At 49.5% G+C, this 24,765-nt stretch carries 24 protein-coding genes, 1 pseudogene and 1 riboswitch; of the genes and pseudogenes, 10 read left to right on the top strand and 15 right to left on the bottom strand.

The features are described from left to right. Positions 1-23: 23 nt before the first annotated feature. A complete protein-coding gene (ttdR, locus tag ACJHYR_RS04840; protein ID WP_001586280.1) occupies positions 24-956 on the top strand; it encodes an L-tartrate utilization transcriptional activator TtdR in 933 nt (310 codons plus the stop codon). A gap of 12 nt (positions 957-968) precedes the next feature. On the opposite strand, the gene plsY is transcribed toward ttdR, so the two are convergent. Beyond that, positions 969-1,586 carry a glycerol-3-phosphate 1-O-acyltransferase PlsY gene (gene plsY / locus ACJHYR_RS04835; RefSeq protein WP_001272796.1) on the bottom strand — a complete coding sequence of 206 codons (618 nt, stop codon included), beginning with the start codon at positions 1,584-1,586 and terminating at the stop codon, positions 969-971. 104 nt (positions 1,587-1,690) lie between these two features. Between plsY and folB the strand changes: the two genes are divergently transcribed. Together folB and bacA are read left to right on the top strand one after the other, a co-directional pair. Next, on the top strand, positions 1,691-2,059 hold the full coding sequence (folB, locus tag ACJHYR_RS04830) for a bifunctional dihydroneopterin aldolase/7,8-dihydroneopterin epimerase (RefSeq protein ID WP_001295541.1): 369 nt from the start codon (positions 1,691-1,693) through the stop codon (positions 2,057-2,059). A 90-nt stretch (positions 2,060-2,149) separates the two neighbouring features. Continuing rightward, positions 2,150-2,971: an undecaprenyl-diphosphate phosphatase gene (gene bacA / locus ACJHYR_RS04825; RefSeq protein ID WP_001305111.1), complete on the top strand. Its 822-nt coding sequence runs from the start codon at positions 2,150-2,152 to the stop codon at positions 2,969-2,971. Between the two features lie 80 nt (positions 2,972-3,051). Here the strand turns inward: bacA and cca are convergent, their stop codons facing one another. Both cca and ACJHYR_RS04815 read right to left on the bottom strand, forming a co-directional pair. Continuing rightward, on the bottom strand, positions 3,052-4,290 hold the full coding sequence (gene cca / locus ACJHYR_RS04820; RefSeq protein WP_000708490.1) for a fused tRNA nucleotidyltransferase/2',3'-cyclic phosphodiesterase/2' nucleotidase/phosphatase Cca: 1,239 nt from the start codon (positions 4,288-4,290) through the stop codon (positions 3,052-3,054). A 63-nt stretch (positions 4,291-4,353) separates the two neighbouring features. After that, complete coding sequence (locus ACJHYR_RS04815; RefSeq protein ID WP_001125331.1) at positions 4,354-4,974, bottom strand: TIGR04211 family SH3 domain-containing protein; 621 nt, start codon at positions 4,972-4,974, stop codon at positions 4,354-4,356. 241 nt (positions 4,975-5,215) lie between these two features. On the opposite strand from ACJHYR_RS04815, the gene ygiF reads away from it, so the two are divergent. Genes ygiF through hldE form a run of 3 tightly spaced genes read left to right on the top strand, consistent with a single transcriptional unit; the run spans position 5,216 to position 10,861 of the window. Continuing rightward, positions 5,216-6,517 carry an inorganic triphosphatase gene (ygiF, locus tag ACJHYR_RS04810; RefSeq protein WP_410233080.1) on the top strand — a complete coding sequence of 434 codons (1,302 nt, stop codon included), beginning with the start codon at positions 5,216-5,218 and terminating at the stop codon, positions 6,515-6,517. Between the two features lie 22 nt (positions 6,518-6,539). Further along, complete coding sequence (gene glnE / locus ACJHYR_RS04805; RefSeq protein ID WP_001586275.1) at positions 6,540-9,380, top strand: bifunctional [glutamate--ammonia ligase]-adenylyl-L-tyrosine phosphorylase/[glutamate--ammonia-ligase] adenylyltransferase; 2,841 nt, start codon at positions 6,540-6,542, stop codon at positions 9,378-9,380. A gap of 47 nt (positions 9,381-9,427) precedes the next feature. After that, positions 9,428-10,861: a bifunctional D-glycero-beta-D-manno-heptose-7-phosphate kinase/D-glycero-beta-D-manno-heptose 1-phosphate adenylyltransferase HldE gene (gene hldE / locus ACJHYR_RS04800; RefSeq protein ID WP_000869178.1), complete on the top strand. Its 1,434-nt coding sequence runs from the start codon at positions 9,428-9,430 to the stop codon at positions 10,859-10,861. Positions 10,862-10,984: 123 nt separating this feature from the next. Here hldE and ACJHYR_RS04795 read toward each other — a convergent pair. The 4 genes and pseudogenes from ACJHYR_RS04795 to ACJHYR_RS04780 all read right to left on the bottom strand — a co-directional run. Continuing rightward, a pseudogene (locus tag ACJHYR_RS04795) lies at positions 10,985-11,041 on the bottom strand (type I toxin-antitoxin system Ibs family toxin); the annotation flags it as partial. 316 nt (positions 11,042-11,357) lie between these two features. Continuing rightward, a complete protein-coding gene (locus ACJHYR_RS04790; RefSeq protein WP_105461410.1) occupies positions 11,358-11,417 on the bottom strand; it encodes a type I toxin-antitoxin system Ibs family toxin in 60 nt (19 codons plus the stop codon). Positions 11,418-11,655: 238 nt separating this feature from the next. Beyond that, on the bottom strand, positions 11,656-13,317 hold the full coding sequence (locus ACJHYR_RS04785; protein ID WP_001559965.1) for a flotillin family protein: 1,662 nt from the start codon (positions 13,315-13,317) through the stop codon (positions 11,656-11,658). A 26-nt stretch (positions 13,318-13,343) separates the two neighbouring features. After that, positions 13,344-13,973, bottom strand: a complete 630-nt coding sequence (locus tag ACJHYR_RS04780) for an OB-fold-containig protein (RefSeq protein ID WP_000599928.1) — start codon at positions 13,971-13,973, stop codon at positions 13,344-13,346. A 268-nt stretch (positions 13,974-14,241) separates the two neighbouring features. Between ACJHYR_RS04780 and glgS the strand changes: the two genes are divergently transcribed. After that, entirely contained in the window at positions 14,242-14,442 is a 201-nt protein-coding gene (glgS, locus tag ACJHYR_RS04775) for a cell surface composition regulator GlgS (protein ID WP_001296424.1), read from the top strand. Between the two features lie 34 nt (positions 14,443-14,476). Here glgS and ubiK read toward each other — a convergent pair whose 3' ends face one another. Then, positions 14,477-14,776, bottom strand: coding sequence for a ubiquinone biosynthesis accessory factor UbiK (gene ubiK / locus ACJHYR_RS04770; protein ID WP_001298379.1), 300 nt, complete (start codon positions 14,774-14,776; stop codon positions 14,477-14,479). 121 nt (positions 14,777-14,897) lie between these two features. Next, a riboswitch (FMN riboswitch) is annotated at positions 14,898-15,046 on the top strand. Between the two features lie 103 nt (positions 15,047-15,149). On the opposite strand from ubiK, the gene ribB reads away from it, so the two are divergent. Next, entirely contained in the window at positions 15,150-15,803 is a 654-nt protein-coding gene (gene ribB / locus ACJHYR_RS04765; RefSeq protein WP_001076997.1) for a 3,4-dihydroxy-2-butanone-4-phosphate synthase, read from the top strand. A 53-nt stretch (positions 15,804-15,856) separates the two neighbouring features. Here the strand turns inward: ribB and ACJHYR_RS04760 are convergent, their stop codons facing one another. From ACJHYR_RS04760 to ACJHYR_RS04745, 4 genes are all read right to left on the bottom strand, one after another. After that, complete coding sequence (locus ACJHYR_RS04760) at positions 15,857-16,906, bottom strand: pilus protein (protein WP_000631274.1); 1,050 nt, start codon at positions 16,904-16,906, stop codon at positions 15,857-15,859. Then, positions 16,903-17,643, bottom strand: coding sequence for a molecular chaperone (locus ACJHYR_RS04755; RefSeq protein ID WP_077248680.1), 741 nt, complete (start codon positions 17,641-17,643; stop codon positions 16,903-16,905). The genes ACJHYR_RS04760 and ACJHYR_RS04755 overlap by 4 nt, the downstream gene beginning before the upstream one ends. Positions 17,644-17,658: 15 nt before the next feature. Further along, positions 17,659-20,181 (bottom strand): fimbria/pilus outer membrane usher protein, encoded by a 2,523-nt coding sequence (locus ACJHYR_RS04750; protein ID WP_001060682.1) that lies wholly within the window; start codon positions 20,179-20,181, stop codon positions 17,659-17,661. An 86-nt stretch (positions 20,182-20,267) separates the two neighbouring features. Next, complete coding sequence (locus ACJHYR_RS04745; RefSeq protein WP_000475129.1) at positions 20,268-20,831, bottom strand: fimbrial-like protein; 564 nt, start codon at positions 20,829-20,831, stop codon at positions 20,268-20,270. 581 nt (positions 20,832-21,412) lie between these two features. Here ACJHYR_RS04745 and ACJHYR_RS04740 point away from each other — a divergent pair. Beyond that, positions 21,413-21,583 carry a hypothetical protein gene (locus ACJHYR_RS04740; RefSeq protein ID WP_001296421.1) on the top strand — a complete coding sequence of 57 codons (171 nt, stop codon included), beginning with the start codon at positions 21,413-21,415 and terminating at the stop codon, positions 21,581-21,583. A gap of 61 nt (positions 21,584-21,644) precedes the next feature. Here the strand turns inward: ACJHYR_RS04740 and zupT are convergent, their stop codons facing one another. Then, complete coding sequence (gene zupT / locus ACJHYR_RS04735) at positions 21,645-22,418, bottom strand: zinc transporter ZupT (protein ID WP_001295627.1); 774 nt, start codon at positions 22,416-22,418, stop codon at positions 21,645-21,647. 142 nt (positions 22,419-22,560) lie between these two features. On the opposite strand from zupT, the gene ygiD reads away from it, so the two are divergent. Further along, entirely contained in the window at positions 22,561-23,349 is a 789-nt protein-coding gene (gene ygiD / locus ACJHYR_RS04730; RefSeq protein ID WP_001445835.1) for a 4,5-DOPA dioxygenase extradiol, read from the top strand. Between the two features lie 45 nt (positions 23,350-23,394). Here the strand turns inward: ygiD and dsbI are convergent, their stop codons facing one another. Together dsbI and ACJHYR_RS04720 are read right to left on the bottom strand one after the other, a co-directional pair. Beyond that, entirely contained in the window at positions 23,395-24,066 is a 672-nt protein-coding gene (gene dsbI, locus ACJHYR_RS04725) for a protein-disulfide oxidoreductase DsbI (protein WP_000511501.1), read from the bottom strand. Between the two features lie 14 nt (positions 24,067-24,080). Continuing rightward, positions 24,081-24,749, bottom strand: coding sequence for a thiol:disulfide interchange protein DsbA/DsbL (locus ACJHYR_RS04720; RefSeq protein ID WP_000040021.1), 669 nt, complete (start codon positions 24,747-24,749; stop codon positions 24,081-24,083). Between the last annotated feature and the right edge of the window lie 16 nt (positions 24,750-24,765).

Here is a 24,765-nt window from a genome sequence, read left to right as displayed (position 1 = left end):
ATCAAAACTGCGGATATTTAACAATGCTAAATAGCTGGCCTTTAGCCAAAGACTTGCAGGTACTGGTGGAAATCGTCCATAGCGGGAGTTTTAGTGCTGCAGCGGCGACGCTTGGGCAAACGCCTGCATTTGTCACCAAGCGGATCCAAATCCTTGAAAATACGCTGGCAACAACTCTGCTGAACCGCTCCGCTCGCGGCGTGGCGCTGACTGAAAGTGGCCAGCGTTGTTACGAACATGCGCTGGAAATCCTCACCCAATATCAGCGACTGGTCGATGACGTCACGCAAATCAAAACGCGCCCGGAGGGGATGATCCGCATTGGTTGCAGTTTTGGTTTTGGGCGCAGCCATATTGCGCCAGCTATTACCGAACTGATGCGCAATTATCCTGAGTTACAGGTGCATTTTGAATTGTTCGATCGACAAATTGATTTAGTGCAGGATAATATTGATCTGGATATTCGTATTAATGACGCAATTCCTGATTATTATATTGCGCATCTTTTGACAAAAAATAAAAGAATATTATGCGCAGCACCTGAGTATCTGCAAAAATATCCGAGGCCACAATCCTTACAGGAATTAAGTCGTCATGACTGCCTGGTGACCAAAGAGCGCGATATGACCCACGGAATATGGGAGTTGGGGAACGGTCAGGAGAAAAAATCGGTGAAGGTAAGCGGACATCTTTCCTCCAATAGCGGCGAGATAGTGTTGCAATGGGCGCTGGAGGGCAAAGGGATTATGTTGCGTTCCGAGTGGGATGTGTTGCCGTTTCTGGAGAGTGGCAAACTGGTGCGAGTATTGCCGGAGTATGCACAAAGCGCCAATATCTGGGCTGTTTACCGGGAGCCGCTCTATCGCAGCATGAAATTACGTGTCTGCGTGGAATTTCTGGCGGCATGGTGCCAGCAACGGCTGGGCAAGCCCGACGAAGGCTATCAGGTTATGTAGACTCGCGAAAAATCACTCAGGATCCTTTTCGCGCTTTCTTTTGAATTTCGTCCAGATTTTTGTCTCCTGACGACGCCACAGACGCTGGATGTTGTCATGATGACGCAGCAGGATCAGGCAAGAGAGCATCGAAACCGGGAAGGTGAATTGTGGCTTAAACCACCAGACATAAAACGGAGCAATCAGTGCACTGACAATCGCTCCCAGCGACGAATATCCGCTCAATAGCACGGTCAGTAACCAGGTTCCCGCCATTACTCCGGTAAGATCCCAGCCAATTGGTGCGATGGCACCAAAAGCGGTAGCAACGCCTTTTCCTCCTTTAAAACCGAAGAAAACGGGCCAGATGTGTCCAAGACAGGCGGCGATGGCAATTAAGCCTAGCCAAAAGGGGCTGACACCTAATTCATATGCCCCCCAGACAGGTAACATTCCTTTCAGAACGTCAAAGATCAGCACTGCTACGGCTGCTCCCTTGCCACCGATACGTAACACATTGGTTGCGCCTGGATTGCCGGAGCCGCTGGTTCGCGGATCGGGCAGCCCACACAAGCGGCAAACCAGAATGGCACTGGAAATGGAGCCGCAGAGGTACGCGATGAGGATCATTCCAGGCGCGATTGCACTCATAAGCTGTTCCGTTTTGAAAATTAGTTTTCAACGATGAATCTGTGGATAATACGCACATTTCGCCGGAAGTGGTATCCGGTTAGCCAAAAAGCAGGCAGGACGTGATGGATATTGTATTTATAGAGCAACTTTCGGTAATCACCACCATTGGTGTTTACGACTGGGAACAGACCATCGAACAGAAGTTAGTGTTCGATATCGAAATGGCGTGGGATAACCGTAAAGCGGCGAAAAGTGATGATGTGGCGGATTGCCTCAGTTACGCTGACATTGCAGAAACGGTAGTCAGCCACGTCGAGGGGGCGCGTTTTGCGCTGGTGGAACGTGTGGCGGAAGAGGTGGCGGAGCTGCTGTTAGCACGCTTCAACTCGCCGTGGGTGCGTATCAAACTCAGCAAGCCAGGCGCAGTGGCGCGGGCGGCGAATGTTGGCGTCATCATTGAGCGTGGCAATAATCTGAAAGAAAATAATTAATTTTACAGCTGTTAAACCAAACGGTTATAACCTGGTCATACTGCAGTAGTTCGGACAAGCGTTACATTTTTATAATTTAGGGGTTTATTGATGAGCGATATGCACTCGCTGCTGATAGCGGCAATATTGGGTGTGGTCGAAGGATTGACAGAATTTCTGCCGGTATCCAGCACGGGCCATATGATTATTGTCGGTCACTTGTTGGGGTTTGAGGGCGACACGGCGAAAACCTTTGAAGTCGTGATCCAGTTAGGATCAATTCTGGCAGTGGTTGTCATGTTCTGGCGACGTCTGTTTGGCCTTATTGGTATTCACTTTGGTCGCCCGTTGCAGCACGAAGGAGAAAGCAAAGGCCGTTTAACGCTGATCCACATTCTGCTTGGCATGATCCCAGCGGTAGTACTGGGGCTATTGTTCCACGACACGATTAAATCATTGTTTAACCCGATAAATGTGATGTATGCACTGGTCGTTGGCGGTCTGTTGCTGATTGCCGCTGAATGCCTGAAGCCGAAAGAGCCGCGTGCGCCGGGTCTTGATGATATGACCTATCGTCAGGCGTTTATGATTGGCTGTTTCCAGTGTCTGGCGCTGTGGCCGGGTTTCTCCCGTTCCGGGGCGACCATTTCAGGTGGGATGCTGATGGGGGTGAGCCGTTACGCTGCTTCCGAGTTTTCGTTCCTGCTGGCGGTGCCGATGATGATGGGCGCAACGGCGCTCGATCTCTACAAAAGCTGGGGCTTCCTGACAACCGGCGATATCCCGATGTTTGCCGTTGGGTTTATCACCGCTTTTGTGGTGGCGCTGATAGCGATTAAAACCTTCCTGCAATTGATTAAGCGCATTTCGTTTATCCCGTTCGCCATTTATCGCTTTATTGTGGCGGCTGCGGTGTATGTCGTGTTCTTTTGATTGAGGAATAGTGTCGGATATGACGCTTGTGCGTCTTATCCGACCTGGCCGGTGTTTGCAATAAATTGAAATTCAAGTGCTTAATCAGGCTTTGGACAACGTTGTTCCTTCCAGCTGGCTACCGCCGCAATCCGCCGTCGGGTCAGCTCCTCGCGAATCTCCGCACCTTTAAATCCCGCTTCAACGACGGCTTTTGTCGGCACTGACTGTGCCACTTCCCAGGCTTCGCGCAACCAGCGGCCTTGCGGGTAGTCCGCTGATTCAAAACCGGTTCTGCCGCGCACATCAGCCTCGCTGGTCAGCGCCAGTTGCTCGACACGCTGCGGTTTACGCCAGGCGTCGATGGAATCAAACAATTTGACGATGGTTTTTGGGTTCAGCATTGGGAAGGTGTGGATGAGATCGTGAAACTCAGCCACCAGTCTGGCTAAATCGCGAATTTCATTTGGCACGCGCAGACGCTGACAGAGTTGTTCCACTAACTTAACACCCGCCGGGCCATGACCATGATGACGCGGCCAAAGTTCTGGTGGCGTCAGTCCTTTACCGAGATCGTGGCATAAAGTTGCGAAACGGACATCGACCTGCGGACTTAGCATCGCCGCCATTGAGAGCGTCATTAAGGTGTGAATACCGGTGTCGATTTCCGGATGCCACCTGGCAGGGGCCGGAACGCCAAACAGGGCGTCAATTTCCGGGAATAAAACGCGTAGTGCACCACAATCGCGCAGTACCTGGAAGAACACCTGGGGATTGCGGGTGGTGAGGGCGCTTTCCGTCTCTTTCCATACCCGTTCAGGCGTCAGGTGTTCCAGTTCACCCGCATGGGTCATCTCGCGCATCAGTGCCAGAGTTTCATCGGCAATACGAAAACCGAGGTGGGCATAACGCGCAGCAAAACGCGCCACGCGCAATACGCGTAACGGATCTTCGCCAAAAGCGGGGGAAACATGGCGCAACAGACGATTTTGCAGATCGCCCAGACCGTTGTACGGGTCGATAATCTCGCCGTTATCGTCCTGGGCCAGCGCATTAATGGTCAGATCGCGACGCTTAAGATCATCTTCCAGCGTGACATCCGGTGCGGCATAGCAGGTAAAACCGGTGTAACCGGAACCGGATTTCCGTTCAGTACGTGCCAGCGCATACTCTTCATGCGTTTGCGGATGCAGAAAAACAGGAAAATCGCGGCCTACCTGCTGGTAGCCCGCGTCGAGCATCTCCTGTGGCGTACTGCCGACCACCACCCAATCTCTGTCTTTGACCGGTAGCCCTAACAATGCATCCCGAACAGCACCACCGACCAGATAAATCTTCACGCCATCATCCCTTCGTCAAATACACAATTCCTAATAATAAGACAGTGCAACGAAGAAGGCGATTTAGTTCATCCAGCGATCTTTGCGTTTGCGGCTTGGGATCAGGTGCGGCAGTACCAGACCGAGCAGCAAGCCAAGCCCCAGCACGCCGCCGCCATACATAAACCATTGCATGATGATGGTGCGCTGTTTGTCATCCAGCTGTACGCTGGCGGCATCGACCTTTTTCTGCGCGACAATCAGCTCGTTTTTCAGTTTCTGATTTTCTTCTTTTAACCCGTTGATCACGCTGTCGCTCTGCGCCACTTTTTGCTGCATTTCTGCGGTGCGCTGATTCCAGGTGTTATCGATATTGGTGAGTTTATCGGTCAGGGTTTTGACCTGATTTTCCAGATCTGGCACACGGGAGCGCAGGCTTGGCTCAGTGCTAAGTTGTTTCAACGGGATCCAGGCGGTACGGCCAGAGCTGTCTTTCACCTGGGCATAATTGGTGTTGGCGTCAGTTTGTAATAAGGTCACTTCCTCGCCGGCATTAACCGTGCCCACGAGGCGATAATGATCTCCCGGACCGCTACGGACCCAGGTATTCAGTTCGTCGGAAACATAGCGCGTTTCTTCAGCGTGTGAGACGGCAGTGGCGCTAAGTGCGAGTAAAGTTAATCCGATCAGGCGTAATTTTGGCATCAGGCTGTCGTTATTGTCATGGAAAGTGGAACGATAGTAGTGGCATCAGTGTCGCTACGCAAAGCATTCGACATCAATCGGAATCCTCTGTGTCAGGTCTTGCCACTGCTTCAAACTTTTACGCCCGTCAAATTGCCCGTTGCATGGCAATTTGGCGCAAAATACTATCTACTGACAAAAAAGATCGCATTAAGTTCGCCGTTCATCGTCACTTATGTGACATAACCGATAAGTAAAGGCCATGGCTCAGGAAATCGAATTAAAGTTTATTGTTAATCACAGTGCCGTTGAGGCGTTGCGTGACCATCTCAATACGCTGGGCGGCGAGCACCATGACCCCGTGCAGTTGTTGAATATTTACTACGAAACGCCGGATAACTGGCTGCGTGGGCACGACATGGGCTTGCGTATTCGTGGCGAAAACGGTCGCTATGAGATGACCATGAAAGTTGCAGGAAGAGTGACAGGCGGCTTACACCAGCGCCCGGAATATAACGTGGCGTTGAGCGAACCGACGCTCGACCTGGCGCAGTTACCGACGGAAGTCTGGCCGAACGGCGAATTGCCTGCCGATCTCGCTTCCCGCGTACAACCGCTGTTCAGCACCGATTTTTATCGCGAAAAGTGGCTGGTAGAGGTTGATGGTAGCCAAATTGAAATCGCCCTCGACCAGGGGGAAGTGAAAGCGGGTGAATTTGCTGAACCTATCTGCGAGCTGGAACTGGAACTGCTTAGCGGCGACACGCGCGCGGTGCTGAAACTGGCGAACCAACTGGTATCGCAAACCGGATTACACCAGGGCAGCCTGAGCAAAGCGGCGCGTGGCTATCATCTGGCGCAGGGCAATCCGGCGCGTGAAATCAAACCGACCACCATTTTGCATGTTGCGGCAAAAGCCGATGTGGAACAGGGGCTGGAAGCGGCGTTCGAGCTGGCGTTAGCGCAATGGCAGTATCATGAAGAACTGTGGGTACGCGGCAACGATGCGGCGAAAGAACAGGTGCTGGCAGCCATTAGCCTGGTCCGTCATACGCTGATGCTGTTCGGTGGTATTGTGCCGCGTAAAGCGAGCACTCACTTACGTGATTTGCTGACCCAATGCGAAGCGACCATTGCTTCTGCGGTTTCTGCCGTGACGGCGGTCTACTCTACCGAAACGGCAATGGCGAAGCTGGCGTTGACCGAATGGTTGGTAAGCAAAGCATGGCAGCCATTTTTAGATGCCAAAGCGCAGAGTAAAATGAGCGATTCCTTCAAACGCTTTGCCGATATCCATCTTTCCCGCCATGCCGCTGAACTGAAAAGCGTTTTCTGCCAGCCGTTGGGCGATCGCTACCGTGACCAGTTGCCACGCCTGACGCGTGATATTGACTCAATCCTGTTGCTGGCGGGTTACTACGATCCTGTCGTCGCGCAAGCCTGGCTGGAGAACTGGCAGGGGCTGCGTCACGCTATTGCGACCGGGCAACGCATCGAAATTGAACATTTCCGTAATGAGGCAAACAATCAGGAACCGTTCTGGTTGCACAGCGGAAAACGTTAATCAGGCAAGGATAAAATCGCTTATGAAGCCGCTCTCTTCACCGTTACAGCAGTACTGGCAGACCGTTGTTGAGCGGCTGCCAGAGCCTTTAGCCGAGGAATCACTTAGCGCACAGGCGAAGTCAGTACTTACTTTTAGTGATTTTGTGCAGGACAGCGTGATTGCGCATCCTGAGTGGCTGACGGAACTGGAAAGCCAGCCGCCGCAGGCCGACGAATGGCAGCATTACGCAGCATGGTTGCAGGAGGCGCTCAGTAATGTGAGTGACGAAGCCGGGTTAATGCGCGAGCTGCGGCTATTCCGGCGGCGCATTATGGTGCGCATCGCCTGGGCGCAAACGCTGGCATTGGTTACTGAAGAGAGCATTTTGCAGCAGCTCAGCCATCTGGCGGAGACGCTGATTGTTGCGGCGCGTGACTGGCTGTATGACGCCTGCTGCCGCGAATGGGGAACGCCGTGCAATGCGCAGGGCGAAGCGCAACCGCTGCTGATTTTAGGCATGGGTAAGCTGGGCGGTGGGGAACTGAATTTCTCATCAGATATCGATCTGATTTTTGCCTGGCCGGAACATGGTTGTACGCAGGGTGGACGCCGGGAACTGGATAACGCCCAGTTTTTTACCCGCATGGGGCAGCGGCTGATTAAAGTGCTGGATCAACCAACGCAGGATGGCTTCGTCTATCGCGTGGATATGCGACTGCGTCCGTTTGGCGAAAGTGGCCCGCTGGTGCTGAGCTTTGCGGCACTGGAAGATTATTACCAGGAGCAGGGGCGCGACTGGGAGCGTTACGCGATGGTCAAGGCGCGGATTATGGGCGATAGCGAAGGCGTCTATGCTAACGAGTTGCGTGCGATGCTGCGCCCGTTTGTTTTCCGTCGTTACATCGATTTCAGCGTGATTCAGTCGCTGCGCAACATGAAAGGGATGATTGCCCGTGAAGTGCGTCGGCGCGGTTTGACCGACAACATCAAACTTGGCGCAGGCGGCATTCGCGAAATTGAATTTATCGTCCAGGTGTTCCAGCTCATTCGCGGCGGGCGTGAACCGTCGCTGCAATCGCGCTCTTTACTGCCAACGCTCAGCGCCATTTCCGCGCTGCATCTGCTTTCTGAAAACGATGCTGAACAATTGCGAGTGGCGTATCTGTTCCTGCGGCGTCTGGAAAACCTGCTGCAAAGCATTAACGACGAACAAACCCAGACGCTTCCTTCTGATGAGCTTAACCGTGCGCGGCTGGCGTGGGCGATGGACTTTGCTGACTGGTCGCAATTGACCGGGGCGCTGACCGTACATATGACCAATGTGCGCCGGGTGTTTAATGAATTGATTGGCGACGACGAAAGCGAAACTCAGGAAGAGTCGCTGTCGGAACAGTGGCGTGAGCTGTGGCAGGACGCGTTGCAGGAAGATGACACTACACCAGTGCTGGCGCATCTTAGCGAGGACGATCGCAAACAGGTGCTGACGCTGATTGCCGATTTTCGCAAAGAGCTGGATAAGCGTACCATCGGGCCGCGCGGGCGTCAGGTGCTCGACCATCTGATGCCGCATCTGCTAAGTGATGTCTGTGCGCGTGAAGACGCTGTTGTCACGCTGTCGCGCATTACCGCCTTGCTGGTGGGGATTGTTACCCGCACCACCTATTTAGAATTGCTCAGTGAATTCCCCGCGGCGCTTAAGCATTTGATTTCTCTGTGTGCCGCATCGCCGATGATTGCCAGCCAGCTGGCGCGCTATCCGTTATTGCTGGATGAACTGCTCGATCCAAACACTCTCTACCAGCCGACGGCGACCGATGCTTACCGTGATGAGTTGCGCCAGTATTTGCTGCGCGTGCCGGAAGATGACGAAGAACAACAGCTTGAGGCGCTGCGTCAGTTCAAACAGGCGCAACTGTTACGCATTGCGGCAGCGGATATCGCCGGTACGCTGCCGGTAATGAAAGTGAGCGATCACTTAACCTGGTTGGCGGAAGCCATGATTGACGCCGTTGTTCAGCAGGCGTGGGTTCAAATGGTTGCCCGCTACGGTAAGCCAAATCACCTGAACGAACGCGAAGGGCGTGGTTTTGCGGTGGTCGGCTACGGCAAGCTGGGCGGCTGGGAGTTAGGCTACAGTTCCGATCTTGACCTGATCTTCCTCCATGATTGCCCAATGGATGCGATGACTGACGGCGAGCGGGAAATCGACGGGCGACAGTTTTATCTGCGTCTGGCGCAACGCATTATGCATCTGTTCAGTACGCGAACCTCTTCCGGCATTTTGTATGAAGTGGATGCACGGTTGCGTCCGTCCGGGGCGGCGGGAATGCTGGTGACATCCGCAGAAGCGTTTGCCGATTATCAGAAAAACGAGGCCTGGACGTGGGAACATCAGGCGCTGGTGCGTGCGCGTGTAGTGTACGGCGATCCGCAGCTCACCGCGCACTTTGACGCAGTACGCCGGGAGATTATGACGCTGCCGCGCGAAGGCAAAACCCTGCAAACAGAAGTGCGGGAAATGCGCGAGAAAATGCGTGCTCATCTCGGCAATAAACATCGCGATCGCTTTGATATCAAAGCCGATGAGGGCGGAATTACCGATATCGAATTTATTACTCAATATCTGGTGTTGCGCTACGCTCATGAAAAACCGAAGTTAACGCGCTGGTCAGACAACGTGCGCATTCTGGAACTACTGGCGCAAAACGACATTATGGAAGAGCAGGAAGCGATGGCGCTGACCCGTGCTTACACGACGCTGCGCGATGAACTTCATCATCTGGCATTACAGGAATTGCCGGGCCATGTGTCGGAGGATTGCTTCACCGCAGAGCGTGAACTGGTGCGGGCAAGCTGGCAGAAGTGGCTGGTGGAAGAATGAAGTATGGTATTATCGCGCGCAAATTTTGAATCTCTCAGGAGACAGGAATGAAAGTAACGCTGCCAGAGTTTGAACGTGCAGGAGTGATGGTGGTTGGTGATGTGATGCTGGATCGTTACTGGTACGGTCCCACCAGCCGTATCTCGCCGGAAGCGCCGGTGCCCGTGGTTAAAGTAAATACCATCGAAGAACGTCCGGGCGGCGCGGCTAACGTGGCGATGAATATCGCTTCTCTCGGTGCTAATGCACGCCTGGTCGGGTTGACGGGCATTGACGATGCGGCGCGCGCGCTGAGTAAATCTCTGGCCGACGTCAACGTCAAATGCGACTTTGTTTCTGTACCGACGCATCCGACTATCACCAAATTACGGGTACTTTCCCGCAACCAACAGCTGATCCGTCTGGATTTCGAAGAAGGTTTCGAAGGGGTTGATCCGCAGCCGCTGCACGAGCGGATTAATCAGGCACTGAGTTCGATTGGCGCGCTGGTGCTTTCTGACTACGCCAAAGGTGCGCTGGCAAGCGTACAGCAGATGATCCAACTGGCGCGTAAAGCGGGTGTTCCGGTGCTGATTGATCCAAAAGGTACCGATTTTGAGCGCTACCGCGGCGCTACGCTGTTAACGCCGAATCTCTCGGAATTTGAAGCTGTTGTCGGTAAATGTAAGACCGAAGAAGAGATTGTTGAGCGCGGCATGAAACTGATTGCCGATTACGAACTCTCGGCTCTGTTAGTGACCCGTTCCGAACAGGGTATGTCGCTGCTGCAACCGGGTAAAGCACCGCTGCATATGCCAACTCAGGCGCAGGAAGTATATGACGTTACCGGTGCGGGCGACACGGTGATTGGCGTCCTGGCGGCAACGCTGGCTGCGGGTAATTCGCTGGAAGAAGCCTGCTTCTTTGCCAATGCGGCGGCAGGCGTGGTGGTCGGCAAACTGGGGACATCCACGGTTTCGCCGATCGAGCTGGAAAATGCAGTACGTGGACGTGCAGATACCGGCTTTGGTGTGATGACCGAAGAGGAACTGAAGCTTGCTGTAGCGGCGGCGCGTAAACGCGGTGAAAAAGTGGTGATGACCAACGGCGTCTTCGACATCCTGCACGCCGGGCACGTCTCCTATCTGGCAAATGCCCGCAAACTGGGTGACCGCCTGATTGTCGCTGTGAACAGCGATGCCTCCACCAAACGGCTGAAAGGGGATTCCCGCCCCGTTAACCCGCTCGAACAGCGTATGATTGTGCTGGGCGCACTGGAAGCGGTCGACTGGGTGGTGTCGTTTGAAGAAGACACGCCGCAGCGCTTAATTGCCGGGATCCTGCCAGACCTGCTGGTGAAAGGTGGCGACTATAAACCAGAAGAGATTGCCGGGAGTAAAGAAGTCTGGGCCAACGGCGGCGAAGTGCTGGTGCTCAACTTTGAAGACGGTTGCTCGACGACCAACATCATCAAGAAGATCCAACAGGATAAAAAAGGCTAACCGGAAAGCGGTTCACAGATCTCGCCTCGAACCTGGCAGGCCTATTGACGCTGTTGTTTTTTCAACCTAGAGTAAAGGAACAAGGGTAAGGGAGGATTTCTCCCCCCTCTGAATTGGTTGTGAATAAGCCTGGAAACTTACTAGTAACAACACAATCAGTATGATGACGAACTTCATCATAACCCTTTCCTTCTATAAGGCCCCTTCTTCGGGAGGGGCTTTCCCGTTTCAGCCCCTTGCTGACTCCCCGATTGTTGATGAGCGCCAGACCCCGCGCAACGCTTTCCCAGAGGCAGTTTTGCCTTCCCCGAGTGGTCACGCAAAAGGCTGCAACGACCTGAGCATTTGCAGTTTTTTGCGGAACGCAGATATAAAAAATCCCCGGTTTTTTGGGCCAGGAATATGTGTTAATGAAACCTTCTTGACGCTGATTTTTTTTCAACCTAAAGTAAAGGAACAAGGGTGAGGGAGGATTTCTCCCCCCTCTGATTGGCTGTTAGTAAGCGTGGAAACTTATCAGTAACAACACAATCAGTATGATGATGAGCTTCATCATAACCCTTTCCTTATACAAGGCCCCTTCTTCGGGAGGGGCTTTCCCGTTTCAGCCCCTTGCTGACTTCCCGATTGTTGATGAACGCCGGACCCCGCGCAATGCTTACCCAGAGGCAGTTTTGCCTTCCCCGAGCGGTCACGCAAAATGCTGCAACAGCCCGATCATTTGCACTTTTTATCGGAACGCAGATATAAAGAATCCCCGGCTTTTTGGGCCAGGGATGTTCATAGTTGAAAATTTATTCTACGTTTTCTGCGACGGGAGTTGTTGAGGTTAAGGGTGAAGTCAATGCAGCCAGTGAGCCGCCTGAAACGCCAATTTCATTGAGCAAGGAGTCAATCAGTGGTGCCTGTGTGCGGTAAGAGAGTGCGGCTGATAATGCCTGTTCTGCCAGGTTTCCGCCACTAACGCTGCCTGATGCCGCATTCCCCGCAGCACCACCTCGGTTTAATCCATCGACCTGAATAATCTTGATGCCGTCGATAGACTTCATCGGCTCAACGGATTTCTCTATTACTGCAGGTAACGACTGTAATAGCGCCAGTTTGAATTTAAGGCTGGTTTGTTCATCAGAAAGTACGTTGATAGCGTCGTTCAGCGCACGTTGCGCTTCTGCTTCCGCCAGACCCTTTTTACGCGTAGCTTCGGCTAACTCAACGATTGCCGCCGCCTGCATCTCTGCGGCTTCTTTCTCTGCTTTCGCCCGCACGGTCAGTTCAACCGCTTTGGTTTCTGCATCCTGCGCGGCAGCGATTAGGGCAACTTGTTTAGCACGATCGGCTTCTGCGGTCTGGCGAGTTGTTTCTACGTTTTGCTGGGCGCTTACCGCTTCTGCAAGTGCAAGGTTGGCACGCGCTTCCGCTTGTGACTGCTGTTCCGATTTGGCGGCAATAGCGATCGATTTCGTCTGGTTAGCGATTTCGGTGACCTGCTGCTGTTCGATCTCTTTAATGCGAACTTCGCGTTCAGCTTCAACTTTTCTGGAACGGACGGCCTGTTCGCGGTCGATTTCCGTTTCCTGAATCTGTCGTTCAGCCAGAATTCGCGTCTGCTCTGCTTCCCGACGACGCTCGGCCTCAAAAGCCGCAATTTTCGCATTCTGCTCAGCGGTACGGGTTTTAACCTGCTGCTCCTGCTCAAGCGTCATAAACGCTTCTTGTTGTTCAATCTCTAGCTTCCGCGAAAGCGCATCACGGTTTTTCTCACGCACCGCAACTTCTACATCCTGTTCAACTTCGTTACGTTCGCGACGACGGCGCTCCGTCTCCTGCGTCAGCTTGGTTAAACCTTCGGCGTCAAAGGCGTTGTTAGGATTGAAATGTTCTTTCGACGTCTGGTTAAAGTTGGTAAGTGAAACGCTTTCCAGTTCCAGGCCATTTTTCGACAGATCTTCAGCTACGGTATTTTGTACGCCCTGCACGAAGTTCTCGCGGGTATCCTGTAACTCATGCATGGTCATTTGTGCAGCTGTTGCACGGAGGGCATCGACAAATTTATCTTCAACCAACATACGTAAGTCTTCAGGCGACAGGGTGCGTTGCCCCAGCGTCTGGGCGGCGGTGGCAATACCTTCCACTGACGGTTTTACCCGCACAAAGAAAGCGACAACGACATCGACGCGCATACGATCTTTCGTAATCAGGCTATCAATGGTTGAGCGGCTGACTTCCAGCTTCAGAGTATTCATATTGATGGGGATTATTTCATGAAAGATCGGCATCACGATTGCGCCACCGCTCATTACCACTTTTTGCCCACCTAAACCAGTACGAACAAAAGCTTGCTCTGCCGAAGCGCGACGATAGAGCCTGGCGAAAATAATTCCAATAATAAACAGAATGCATACGGCAATAATTGCGGTAAACATCCAGGAGGGCACAGAATTAACAATATCATCCATTATTAAATTTCCTTTTGATTAATAAATTACAATATTTGGGGCCAGGGATTGTTTTCCGCCAAATATCGCGTTGCAGAAAGTCGGCAAATAATTAACACTTTGTCTCCTTTAGTGAAAATTTTTCCTTCTTCAGGCTCCAGTAGTAAATAATGTATTTGGCCAAATTGATCGGTGAGTTTTCCTTCGCAGGGATTACCTGAAGTGGCCTGATGACCGGTAATTAATGCCATGCTACCAATATATTCTTCTTCTGTAATAGCTGAACTATGGTCGCGTGGAATCCAGGGCGCAACTATTTTACCGGTATAATGCACCGTAATAATCGTAAACAGTAAACTGACAGGAACCACGAACAGGTTCGACAGTGGTGATTGCCAGACCATGATGCAGGCATGCTGCAACAGGATGCCAATAAGACCAAAAAAACCAGCCAGCAAGCAGAGAACGACGAGAGCTGGCAATCTTCCGATATTGAGATAATGAAGTGCCTGGCTAATATGACCTGTGGTTATGGAATCATAATGGTCAAGATGTGCATCAAGTGCACCGGAGAGCATGTGACCGCAGATAAGCGCAAAAATTTCTAAAAGGCCGATCAACAGTACAAAGGAAATAGCGAAAAGATAAGGGGTGTTATAGTCGGCGAATAAAATCATATGTCACTCCAATGTCCATTTAGTGACGCAATATTTACTTTAGGATAGTTTCCTTGCTTACATTTATCTTTGTTAATAATAACACATGTTAGAGAAGTTCTGGAAGAGAAAGTCTTTTAATATGGTTTTTTATTTTTCACTAAAAAGTGTGATCGGGGACAATATATTTACGCACGTTATGTTTAAAGGCACTACACTGATTGGGGAATACTGAAATCAGAAAAAGCATATGGCCTTAAAAGGTATGCGATAACCGGAGGATGTGCTTATGGATCATAGTCTTAATTCTTTAAATAATTTCGATTTCCTGGCGCGTAGTTTTGCCAGAATGCACGCAGAAGGTCGCCCGGTCGATATTCTGGCCGTTACTGGTAACATGGATGAAGAACATAGAACCTGGTTTTGCGCACGTTATGCCTGGTATTGCCAACAGATGATGCAAACCAGAGAACTTGAATTAGAACACTGATATTACGGGCCGTCTGGCCCGTTTTTGTGTTGCTTTATTCTGCTTTATCAATAGGCGGGATAGCCGGAGGAGATTGAAGGTCTGCTACCGAATTATTGCGCGCTTCCAGTTCACTGATGCGCTGCTCCAGTAATGCCAGTTTCTCACGAGTCCGTAACAGGACTTGCGTCTGTACGTCGAATTCTTCGCGGCTCACCAGATCGAGACGCGTCAGCTGCGCTTGTAGGGTTTGGCGGATTTTTTTCTCCACATCTTCCCCGAACTCCCTGATTCCTTTAGGCATTGATTCGTGAACCTGGCGAGCGATTTGCTCAATTTTTTTCGGGTCAATCATTGTAGTTTCCCTGTACTGATAGGTGTTGAGTGCCATTGTAGTGCGATAAGGGTAAGTCATAAACCAGAATTATGTGAAGCTATGCGTTGCTGCCGCTAATCATTAGCGTTATAGTGAATCCGCTTATTCTCAGGGCGGGGCGAAATTCCCCACCGGCGGTAAATCAACTCAGTTGAAAGCCCGCGAGCGCTTTGGGTGCGAACTCAAAGGACAGCAGATCCGGTGTAATTCCGGGGCCGACGGTTAGAGTCCGGATGGGAGAGAGTAACGATTCTGTCGGGCATGGACCCGCTCACGTTATTTTGGCTATATGCCGCCACTCCTAAGACTGCCCTGATTCTGGTAACCATAATTTTAGTGAGGTTTTTTTACCATGAATCAGACGCTACTTTCCTCTTTTGGTACGCCTTTCGAACGTGTTGAAAATGCACTGGCTGCGCTGCGTGAAGGACGCGGTGTAATGGTGCTTGATGATGAAGACCGTGAAAACGAAGGCGATATGATCTTCCCGGCAGAAACCATGACCGTTGAGCAGATGGCGCTGACCATTCGCCACGGTAGCGGTATTGTTTGCCTGTGCATTACTGAAGATCGCCGTAAACAACTCGATCTGCCAATGATGGTAGAAAATAACACCAGCGCCTATGGCACCGGTTTTACCGTGACCATTGAAGCGGCTGAAGGTGTGACTACCGGTGTTTCTGCCGCTGACCGTATTACGACCGTTCGCGCAGCGATTGCCGATGGCGCAAAACCTTCTGATCTGAATCGCCCGGGCCACGTTTTCCCACTTCGCGCGCAGGCAGGTGGAGTACTGACGCGTGGCGGTCATACTGAAGCAACTATTGATCTGATGACGCTGGCAGGCTTTAAACCGGCTGGTGTGCTGTGTGAGCTGACTAATGACGATGGCACGATGGCGCGTGCACCAGAGTGCATTGAGTTTGCCAATAAACACAATATGGCGCTCGTGACTATTGAAGACCTGGTGGCATACCGTCAGGCACATGAGCGTAAAGCCAGCTAATGAGATGAAATACTAAATATGAAAATGCCGGGGTGTTCCCGGCATTTTGCTGTTTAGTGGTAGTTGATTTTAACTATCAGGTCTTTCTGAAATGGGCCATAGACGAGTGGTTCACCAGGTTTTTGGGTTAATTCGGCCTGGTAATCGCGGGTTGCCATTGCCGCACTCTGACCGGGAATATAAGTACTAAATAATTTGAACTGGTTAAATTCAATATCTTCTTGCGTTTTTTGATCAGTAATTCGCATGAGCAAGCCGTTACCTATTTCCAGATGCGTATTGTCATATAATGTATCTGAAGTAAAGAAACTGGTTGCAACATCAAACTGTTCGGTACAATCAGACGCAATGTCTTTTATGGTAGAAACGCTGAATGCTGCCTTCGGTGGGAAAGTTGCAATGGAATTCGCAGCGATCTGCCCAAAATTGACTATCTGACTTTCCGGGGAAATGCGGACGTCGACACTACAGTCAAGGAATGAAATATTATCTAACCCCGTAATCGCATAGCGTAAATTTTTCGCGTTGGGGGCCATGTTCGCCCCGCCTTCACCGTCGAATTGCAGCACGTTGACTGTGCCAAAGTTTACCGTCTGATCTCCTGCCGGGCGGCTTTTGAATTTTACATAGACGCGAAAATGGGCGTTAAATGTTACATTTTTTTGAAGAGTGCTGCCATTGCATACAGGGTCATGATAATACCCATTATAGTATTGTTCATATTTATCCAGGCACGCATGAGTATCAATTTTTTCATTTGTCCCTTCATAATCTACACCATTATAAGTCACGCCAAATGTTAAATACGGATTATTCAACATATCGGCACTATTTATTTGGGGCAATTTGATCCAGGCATAGACATTTTCTGATGGGTTATTACTTGACCATCCTGGTGCATTGTCACAATAAACTGTGATATTAATATCTCCGCTCTCCCAAATTTTTTGCCCAGGTTGCGCATTCTCTGGAATTTTGAACGTTGGTAAATCTCCATTTATGAGGGTTGTTCCTCTGTACCCATCCTGATAGCAATCAACAGCAAAAGCTGAAACGTTAAAAAAAAGGCAAAGAATCGCCAGTAGTCGAAAAAGTGTAATCATATTTTCCCCTTCTTCGCAGGAGTACTTTGGCAGAGGGACTGGACGGAATTACATACTACTTTAAACATCTCCAGCCCGCCGTAGTCCGCCACAAAGCCTAACTGGAACGTAGAGGGCAGGTTGTTTAAGTGTTGAGTCGCAGAAGCAAATGGTGCCACCATAATACTGTCCGCATCAGGCATCAGTGTCTTGCCATTAGTGCCGATATAGCCGACGGTAATATGATAAGGCGTCGGGTTATTCAGGGTCAGCCCGGCGGCGGTGCGGGTAATCGTCACTTTTTGCAGAGGAACCATCTCTCCTTCTTTTAACTCAATCGCTTTCGGTCGCCAGAATAGTTTCAGACGGCTTTGCATGGCGATTTGCATGACATTCTGTTCTTTGGCACGCGGCGGAATTTCCCGCACGTTATAGTAGAATAGCGTTTCTCTGTCCTGTGGTAAGTTATTTAACGAGGCCAGCGCCATCAGGCGAATTTGTACCTGTTCATCAGGCTCAATACGTTCCATCGGCGGCAGTGTTGAAATGTAATCACGCGTTTTTTTACCGCTGGCATCTTCAATCCACGATTGAGCAAGATAAGGATCGATTTTACTTTGGTTGGTCAGGCGAACCGTTGCGCTTTTATTCGAAGCATTAAAAATGATGCGTGTCCTGTCGGGGGAGACAGTAGCCTGGGCAAAGTTGCAGATCCCCAGAAAACAAATCATTCCTGTTGTGATTAATGGTAATTTCATTATATTCATCCTGAATTATTTGACTGTTTTACAAGGTAAAATTATCGCGCTTTCACTAATGTTACTTTGGTTTGGCGGCGTGACTTCACAGGTATTATCACCCCAGGTTAAATGCAGAATACTGTTTTCCTGAATACCGCTGAGATAAACGAAGCCATCTTCCGCTACCAGGCCCACATCTTTACCTGTCGCTTGATCCGTGACATTCACACCTAGTGGAGGGAAGCGGCCATTTTCCTGACGAATAACGCCGACGATTTGGTATCCGGTGGTGGCATTCAGTTTTGCGTAGCCGATGGCACCCTGGGTGAGCGTAGTACGAATAACCGAGTTTTCGACATCGACACCTTCAGGCAGATCGTTATTGTTCACCCGCAACATGGAGGTGGTGTAGTTCGATAACGAAGGTATCACGGCGATGCCCAGCCCGTTGGTAACAGTTCGGTTAGAGTTGATTTCAACGCCGGAGATGCCATCGGTATCGACCATCATGCGGGCGTTATCGCCATAGCTATAATCGTGAAGGGCGACACCATGACGTGTAGCGGTAAGTGAACCGTACCAGCCTGCGGTAACAGAATTGTACTGATTCGGCTGTACACTGCCATTAATGTTCAGACGTCCCCACGGCGAATAGTGCTGGTAGCTGCCGCGCAGTGTGGGTTCGCCATCACGTATATTGTCGTCAGTTGCCGACGCAGAAATATTCCAGATATTGTTGCGATCTGATGAATCGTACCAGGAAATCATCTGCGAAGTATTACTGCTTCCCGTACGCTGCATACTGTAGGAGATGTTGCGGTTTTGTTGTAAAGGTAGAGAGAAAGAGAAGTAATATTGATTCTCTTCGTCGTCATCCCAGCGGATTCGACTTACTGCCAGCGATGCAGAGATACCTTTGAAATCGCCAATATCAAAGTTTTTGCTTACAGATACGGAGTAGTTGGTATTGCTGGCGCTGTCCCAATAAGTATTGCGTGTAACGTTGAGATAAGAGTTTAATTCCAGCGTTTCAAAGTACTGGTTCAAGGAAATGACATAACTCTCTTTTTCATTATCAATTGACTCATCGCCATTACGCGAGCTTAGGTACTCACTCATCGACACGTAATCTTTATCTGAGAAGCGATAACCCGCGAAGGTAATCTGACTACCTGTCGATTCGAAATGCTTTGCATAGTTGAAGCGATAGCTGTAACCACGCAGATTGTCGCTATTTTGTTGCTGCAGAGAGGCGTCTGCTCCGGTGACATCAAAAGAAAGCGAACCGAATTGGTTAAGGTTAAAGCCAATACCGGTAGTGATAGCCTGATAATCATCAGCGGTGAACATGCCGCCACCATACAGCGACACATTGTTCAGCCAGCCCCAGGAGGCTTCCGCCGTCCAGAAAAAGGGATTATTGATATCGTTATGCCCGACGGATGTTGGTTTTCCCAGCGACGTCTTATAGCGCACTTGCCCTTTACGGGTTAAATAGGGAATGGATGCGGAGCCAACCTGGAAGGTGCTGGTGCGGCCATCTTCTTCTTCCACTGTGACATCCAACTGCCCCTGAAACGATTGCCCCAAATCAGAAATAGTAAAAGGGCCTGGCGCGACAGTGGTTTGATAAAGTACGCGACCATTTTGTGCCACAGTCACTTTAGCGTTGGTCTGCGCGATACCGGTAATTTGTGGCGCATAACCCTGTAAATCTGGCGGCAGCATGCTTTCATCACTTTCCAGCGATGCGCCAGTAAAGTGGAAGGTATCGTAAAGATTGGAGCTCAGGTCGTACTGGCCCATAGTGAATTTTGACGACCAGGAGGGGATAGGGCGAAACAGATAAGTTCGCGCAAATTCGCTGTCGTGGTTTACCGAGCGTCCATCAGCAAAATTCTGATTATATTGGTAATCGCTACGTAAGCGCCATGCGCCGAGGTTAAAGCCTAACGTACCATAGGAGCTGACGTTTTGGGTGCTGTCTCCGTGATGTGGGGCATACTGGCTGGCATACATGTTGTAATCAAGAATAAACCCGGCGATACCGGCATCCCAAAACTCTGGTGGCGTCCAGTTTGTTGCCTGGTATTTTAACCACGCTTGGGGAACACTTAGCGATAATATCATCGTAGCTTTATCAAGCCGTGTCGTTAATTCCTGACGTTGGCTTAAATTGAGACATTCGCTGCCAGCTATGGTTTGCAATGATTCAATAAATTCCGTATTAAGACCGAAACTAGTCAGATTTTCTTTGGTTAAGCAGAGTAACGAACCACTTTCATTATCGGCTTTTACCCATTCCAGTATTAACGTTTGTGGCAACATATTTTTATTTATCTGCACACGAACGAGATATTTACCAGGAGTAATATAGCCTTTTTTCTCAAAACGCGAGATATCGATGTTTTCACGGTCTTCAACGTCAATCATATCGACGTTGAATTCCACGGCGTGGACAGGTAAAACGAAGAGTAGCGAACACACAACGCCAGACAGGGCAATTTTAATTGCATGGGATAACTTATCCCCGGTAAACGTGTTTTTATTGTTCATAAAAATCCATTTCTAAAAAGGCCCAAAGTTGCCGATGAAATTTCATCGGCTTTATCGCCTGACGTTGTGTAGTTACTAATTGCCGCTTACTTGTAGTCGAGTACGTAATTAGCTTGTGCCTGCACGTTACCTGGGGTCGCGGTGCGTCCCAGAGATTCCATACGGGCTTTAAAGTTCAACTCCTGGTAGGAGTTAGTCGTCGGGAAGTTGATAGTGATTGGAGTGCCAAGAGTCACGTTGGTGTTGTCTGATTTCACCAGACGTACGCCTACATCAGTTGCGCCGCCGATGTTACCTTCCAGAGTGTTTTTAAGCAGGTTGGAATCGGTAGCGTCAACACTGGCAGAACTAAAGGTGATTTTGACTTTATCAACAGTATTAGTGCCGTCAGATAAAATACAATCCTGCAAGTGAATGGTGACATCTACAGGCAGAGATTTCTGACCGCTTTTTAATACGGTATCAGCAACTTCACCGAGGTTTATTGTCTGATCTTCATCACCAGGAGCAATAGAACAAGGTGCATCGATAACTTCACCTTTAAAAGTAATTTTACCGGACCCCTGATTAGCATCGTCAGCAAGAGCGTTAAAAGCAACGCCTGATAACAATGCGGTTGCGAACATAGATAACAATGTTTTTTTAAACATGACTATAATCCTTTATAAATTAGAAAGGTTATTAATGAGGAAAATATAGGTTTGAATCTGATATTAATTCCGCTATGGAGATTACCATAGTTAGAGATGACTTAGCTTGTTATTAATATTAAATACTGATTAAGTAAAACTTAAATCATACACTTTCATTATATATTAAGATGCGTATACCTGGATATTTGTTGTATATCGTTGTGAATAATAATTTTTTTGTATGAGTTGTGGTGAAAAAATGAACATCCATTGACAAAAGTTTACGTATGATATTGTAAGGTGGTAAAGTATGTTTATTAAAACGAGTAGGGACGCAAGAATCGTGAAGATATAATATATATCTAGTGGTGCTTATTAAGTTTTATCATTAATTAGTAATGTTTTATCGGGGGATAATATATATTAATAGTCTTGGTTGTTCTTTTTTTAACCAGATATGGTATATAATACAACACTTACTATGATCGAAATCATATACTTGATCCAGAATTATGCGAGTATATGAATGTATTCAACGATGGATATGTGAAATTTTAACGCTAAATGTTTAGTAATGTTAAATTTTGAAGGTGAAAAGGATGTTTATTGCCTGGTACTGGATTGTATTAATTGTTCTACTGGCTGGTGGCTATTTTCTTCATCTTAAACGTTACTGTAAAGCTTTTCGCCATGACAGAGATGCGCTGTTAGCTGCCCGAAGTAAATTAGATAAACGCTCCGATAAAGAAGTGTTTGAAAAGCATCAATAATACCTTTAATAACGATACAGATGTTGCCTTTAGCAATGGGCAACATCTGTCATTATCGTCTTTAACCAATTCCCGCCGTTTGTAGCAGCACTAAACTGAATCCCATCACTGACATTCCACATAGTACGCCATAGCTGGGGTTATTATTAGGGTCAATCTCTTTGGCGAGCGGCATTAATTCATCAACCGAGAGCGCCACCATAATTCCTGCAACCGCCGCCATGATTGCCGCCATGACCACCGGGGAAATCATGCTACCGAGGATTAACCACGCCAGCACACCACCAAGAATTTCTGCCAGTCCAGAAATCCCCGCCCACAGAATCGCGGTACGTTTCGATCCTGTTGCAGCGTAAACCGGCCCTGCAACGGCCAGACCTTCAGGAATATTGTGCAACGCTACGGCCAGGGCGATACCAAATCCCAGCTCCAGGTTGCTGCTCGCCGTGACAAAGGTGGCAATCCCTTCCGGGAAGTTATGCAGACTGATACCGAGAGTGAGCAGAATGGCTGTGCGCTTGATCGATTTTGGCAACGGCTGCACCGATTTTTGCATTAAATCCTGCGGATGCGCATGTGGCAACATGCGGTCCAGGCCAAAATAGCCAAGCAGACCGAAGATAAACATTCCATAACCCAACACAGGCGACATTCCTTCGGCGGCTAGTGCGGCAGGAAGCATTTCCATTAATGAGATGAGCAACATGATCCCCGCCGCAAATCCTAGCGAAAACGCCAGTAAGCGGTTCGAGGGTTTTTGCCCGAGAACGCCGAGAAACGCGCCAATAAACGTGGCTGCCCCCGCCAGTATGGTCAGAATGAGAGGTACTGACATCGACAACTCCTTATAAATCTTCACCTTCAGGCAGATCGTCAAAATAACTGATGATCATCATCATTGTTATCCGGGTTCTTACTCCGCCGAACAAGCGTATTGTGAGGATATCAAAATGACACCTTTAATTAAGGATATCATCATGTCTTCAACACGTATGCCAGCATTGTTTTTAGGTCACGGTAGTCCGATGAACGTGCTGGAAGATAATTTGTATACCCGCAGCTGGCAGAAGTTGGGGATGACATTGCCACGCCCGCAAGCGATTGTGGTGGTTTCGGCTCACTGGTTTACCCGTGGAACAGGAGTGACCGCGATGGAGACGCCGCCCACGATTCATGACTTTGGTGGCTTCCCGCAGGCGCTGTACGACACGCATTATCCTGCTCCGGGTTCGCCTGCGCTGGCACAGCATCTGGTTGAGCTGTTAGCGCCGGTCCCGGTGGAGCTGGATAAAGAAGCCTGGGGCTTTGACCACGGTTCCTGGGGAGTGCTGATTAAGATGTACCCTGACGCCGATATCCCGATGGTGCAGTTGAGTATCGACAGTAGCAAACCTGCCGCCTGGCATTTCGAAATGGGGCGCAAACTCGCGGCGCTGCGTGATGAAGGGATAATGTTGGTCGCCAGTGGCAACGTGGTGCATAACCTGCGTACAGTGAAGTGGCACGGTGATAGTTCACCGTATCCGTGGGCGACGTCGTTTAATGAGTATGTGAAAGCGAATCTGACGTGGCAAGGGCCAGTGGAACAACATCCTCTGGTGAATTATCTCGACCATGAAGGTGGCGCGTTATCGAACCCAACGCCAGAGCACTATCTGCCGTTGTTGTATGTCTTAGGGGCGTGGGATGGGCAGGAGCCAATTACCATTCCGGTCGATGGTATAGAAATGGGCAGTTTAAGTATGCTGTCGGTGCAGATAGGTTAATAAAAGAACCCGAAGCCAGAACGACTGGCTTCGGGTGTTGCTGAGTTAGCCTCTGATGATTTTAAGCGCCCATGCGCCACTCATAATGACCAGCAGCACCAGACACATACCAAAAGCCAGCATACAAGCCTGAGCCATATTCATAAAATGCCATGGTGGTAGCAGATACCAGCCTTCAGATTGCTGATACATTTCCACAAACCACTGTTGCGTGCTGCTCAGTGTGACGCCATCAGGAACGATTGGTGCGTCATAGCCACAATCCCCGGTAGGCTTGAACCAATTTGGTGCCCACTGTGCCAGCGGCAGGTTAAAGGGAAAAGTTGGATCGGTAGAGCAACCCTGTACGCCAAACAGTGAATCGGGATCCGGATTATGTACTGCATGGTGGATATCGTTCAGTTTGAGCGAAAACTTCAGTCCCAAAATGCTGCCGTAAAATGCCATCACGCAGCCAATTAGCTTTAGGATGATGTTCTTTGGGTTGATCGCTGCAACCAATCCTCCAATAACCATCACAAACATGGCGTAGCGAATGTATACACATTGCTCACAGGGTGCCATGTAGAGATAGATCTGGAAGAAAGAGTGCGCCAGGATAATTAACGCGCCCATCGCAATGGCCATTAACAACCACAAAAAACGTTGTTCTTGCCATCTTACCAGCGTGTCCACCGGTGAAGTGCGAAGGTCTTTCCACATTCCCTTAATACCCATAGCCTGTTTCCCTGTTATTTGCTTGCTAACTCGCGGATAAGGTCTGCCATTGAGTCAATAGATTTAATACTCTTGGTGTAGATCAGGTATTTACCATTGACGACATACGCCGGAACGCCCTGGATTTTTGCAACTTCATAAGAGGCTTTCCATTTTTCCAGCGTTTCCTGAACTGCAGGCTCTTTCAGCGCGGCTTCAAAATCGGCCTGACTCATACCTGCGGCGTCCAGTCCGGTTTTGATAAAGGCAGCCGGATCTTTACCATCAGACCAGCGTTCTTTTTTGTCATGATAAGCCGCGTAATAAGCAAACTTGGCTTTCTTAAACTGAGAGTTAGCATCAAATAATGAAATACCTGCTGCTTTATCTTTATTGATCAAGACCGCAAAGACTTCGCTTGCTTGTTTGCCGTATTCACCTTTTGTTTCCAGATGGAATGGAGTAAAAGCAACGATATCTTTCACTTTTTCCGATACCGGACCGGTAACCGCTTTGTCGTACTTGTAACAGAACGGGCAGGCGTAGCTAAATACCTTAATCAGCGTTTTGTCGGCATTCGGAATAGGTTTTTCCAGAACCATGTAATCCGTGCCTTCGGTAAATGCAGAAGCGGTAAATGAAACAGCCAAAGCTGCGGTAAGCAGTATGGTTTTAAATAGTGATGAGATCCCTAATTTCGACATTTTTATTCCCTTCTTA

Source organism: Escherichia sp. WS1450, from assembly GCF_046487395.1.
Taxonomy (GTDB): Bacteria; Pseudomonadota; Gammaproteobacteria; order Enterobacterales; family Enterobacteriaceae; genus Escherichia; species Escherichia coli.
Note: the sequence above shows the minus strand (reverse complement) of the source record. Positions and strands in the feature narration are given on the sequence as shown.

Bases quoted from the DNA above. Each gene is read 5' to 3' on its own strand.
- ttdR (WP_001586280.1), top strand. From the start codon at position 24: ATGCTAAATAGCTGGCCTTTAGCCAAAGACTTGCAGGTACTGGTGGAA.
- plsY (WP_001272796.1), bottom strand. From the start codon at position 1,586: ATGAGTGCAATCGCGCCTGGAATGATCCTCATCGCGTACCTCTGCGGC.
- folB (WP_001295541.1), top strand. From the start codon at position 1,691: ATGGATATTGTATTTATAGAGCAACTTTCGGTAATCACCACCATTGGT.
- bacA (WP_001305111.1), top strand. From the start codon at position 2,150: ATGAGCGATATGCACTCGCTGCTGATAGCGGCAATATTGGGTGTGGTC.
- ACJHYR_RS04815 (WP_001125331.1), bottom strand. From the start codon at position 4,974: ATGCCAAAATTACGCCTGATCGGATTAACTTTACTCGCACTTAGCGCC.
- ygiF (WP_410233080.1), top strand. From the start codon at position 5,216: ATGGCTCAGGAAATCGAATTAAAGTTTATTGTTAATCACAGTGCCGTT.
- glnE (WP_001586275.1), top strand. From the start codon at position 6,540: ATGAAGCCGCTCTCTTCACCGTTACAGCAGTACTGGCAGACCGTTGTT.
- hldE (WP_000869178.1), top strand. From the start codon at position 9,428: ATGAAAGTAACGCTGCCAGAGTTTGAACGTGCAGGAGTGATGGTGGTT.
- ACJHYR_RS04785 (WP_001559965.1), bottom strand. From the start codon at position 13,317: ATGGATGATATTGTTAATTCTGTGCCCTCCTGGATGTTTACCGCAATT.
- ACJHYR_RS04780 (WP_000599928.1), bottom strand. From the start codon at position 13,973: ATGATTTTATTCGCCGACTATAACACCCCTTATCTTTTCGCTATTTCC.
- glgS (WP_001296424.1), top strand. From the start codon at position 14,242: ATGGATCATAGTCTTAATTCTTTAAATAATTTCGATTTCCTGGCGCGT.
- ubiK (WP_001298379.1), bottom strand. From the start codon at position 14,776: ATGATTGACCCGAAAAAAATTGAGCAAATCGCTCGCCAGGTTCACGAA.
- ribB (WP_001076997.1), top strand. From the start codon at position 15,150: ATGAATCAGACGCTACTTTCCTCTTTTGGTACGCCTTTCGAACGTGTT.
- ACJHYR_RS04760 (WP_000631274.1), bottom strand. From the start codon at position 16,906: ATGATTACACTTTTTCGACTACTGGCGATTCTTTGCCTTTTTTTTAAC.
- ACJHYR_RS04755 (WP_077248680.1), bottom strand. From the start codon at position 17,643: ATGAAATTACCATTAATCACAACAGGAATGATTTGTTTTCTGGGGATC.
- ACJHYR_RS04750 (WP_001060682.1), bottom strand. From the start codon at position 20,181: ATGAACAATAAAAACACGTTTACCGGGGATAAGTTATCCCATGCAATT.
- ACJHYR_RS04745 (WP_000475129.1), bottom strand. From the start codon at position 20,831: ATGTTTAAAAAAACATTGTTATCTATGTTCGCAACCGCATTGTTATCA.
- ACJHYR_RS04740 (WP_001296421.1), top strand. From the start codon at position 21,413: ATGTTTATTGCCTGGTACTGGATTGTATTAATTGTTCTACTGGCTGGT.
- zupT (WP_001295627.1), bottom strand. From the start codon at position 22,418: ATGTCAGTACCTCTCATTCTGACCATACTGGCGGGGGCAGCCACGTTT.
- ygiD (WP_001445835.1), top strand. From the start codon at position 22,561: ATGTCTTCAACACGTATGCCAGCATTGTTTTTAGGTCACGGTAGTCCG.
- dsbI (WP_000511501.1), bottom strand. From the start codon at position 24,066: ATGGGTATTAAGGGAATGTGGAAAGACCTTCGCACTTCACCGGTGGAC.
- ACJHYR_RS04720 (WP_000040021.1), bottom strand. From the start codon at position 24,749: ATGTCGAAATTAGGGATCTCATCACTATTTAAAACCATACTGCTTACC.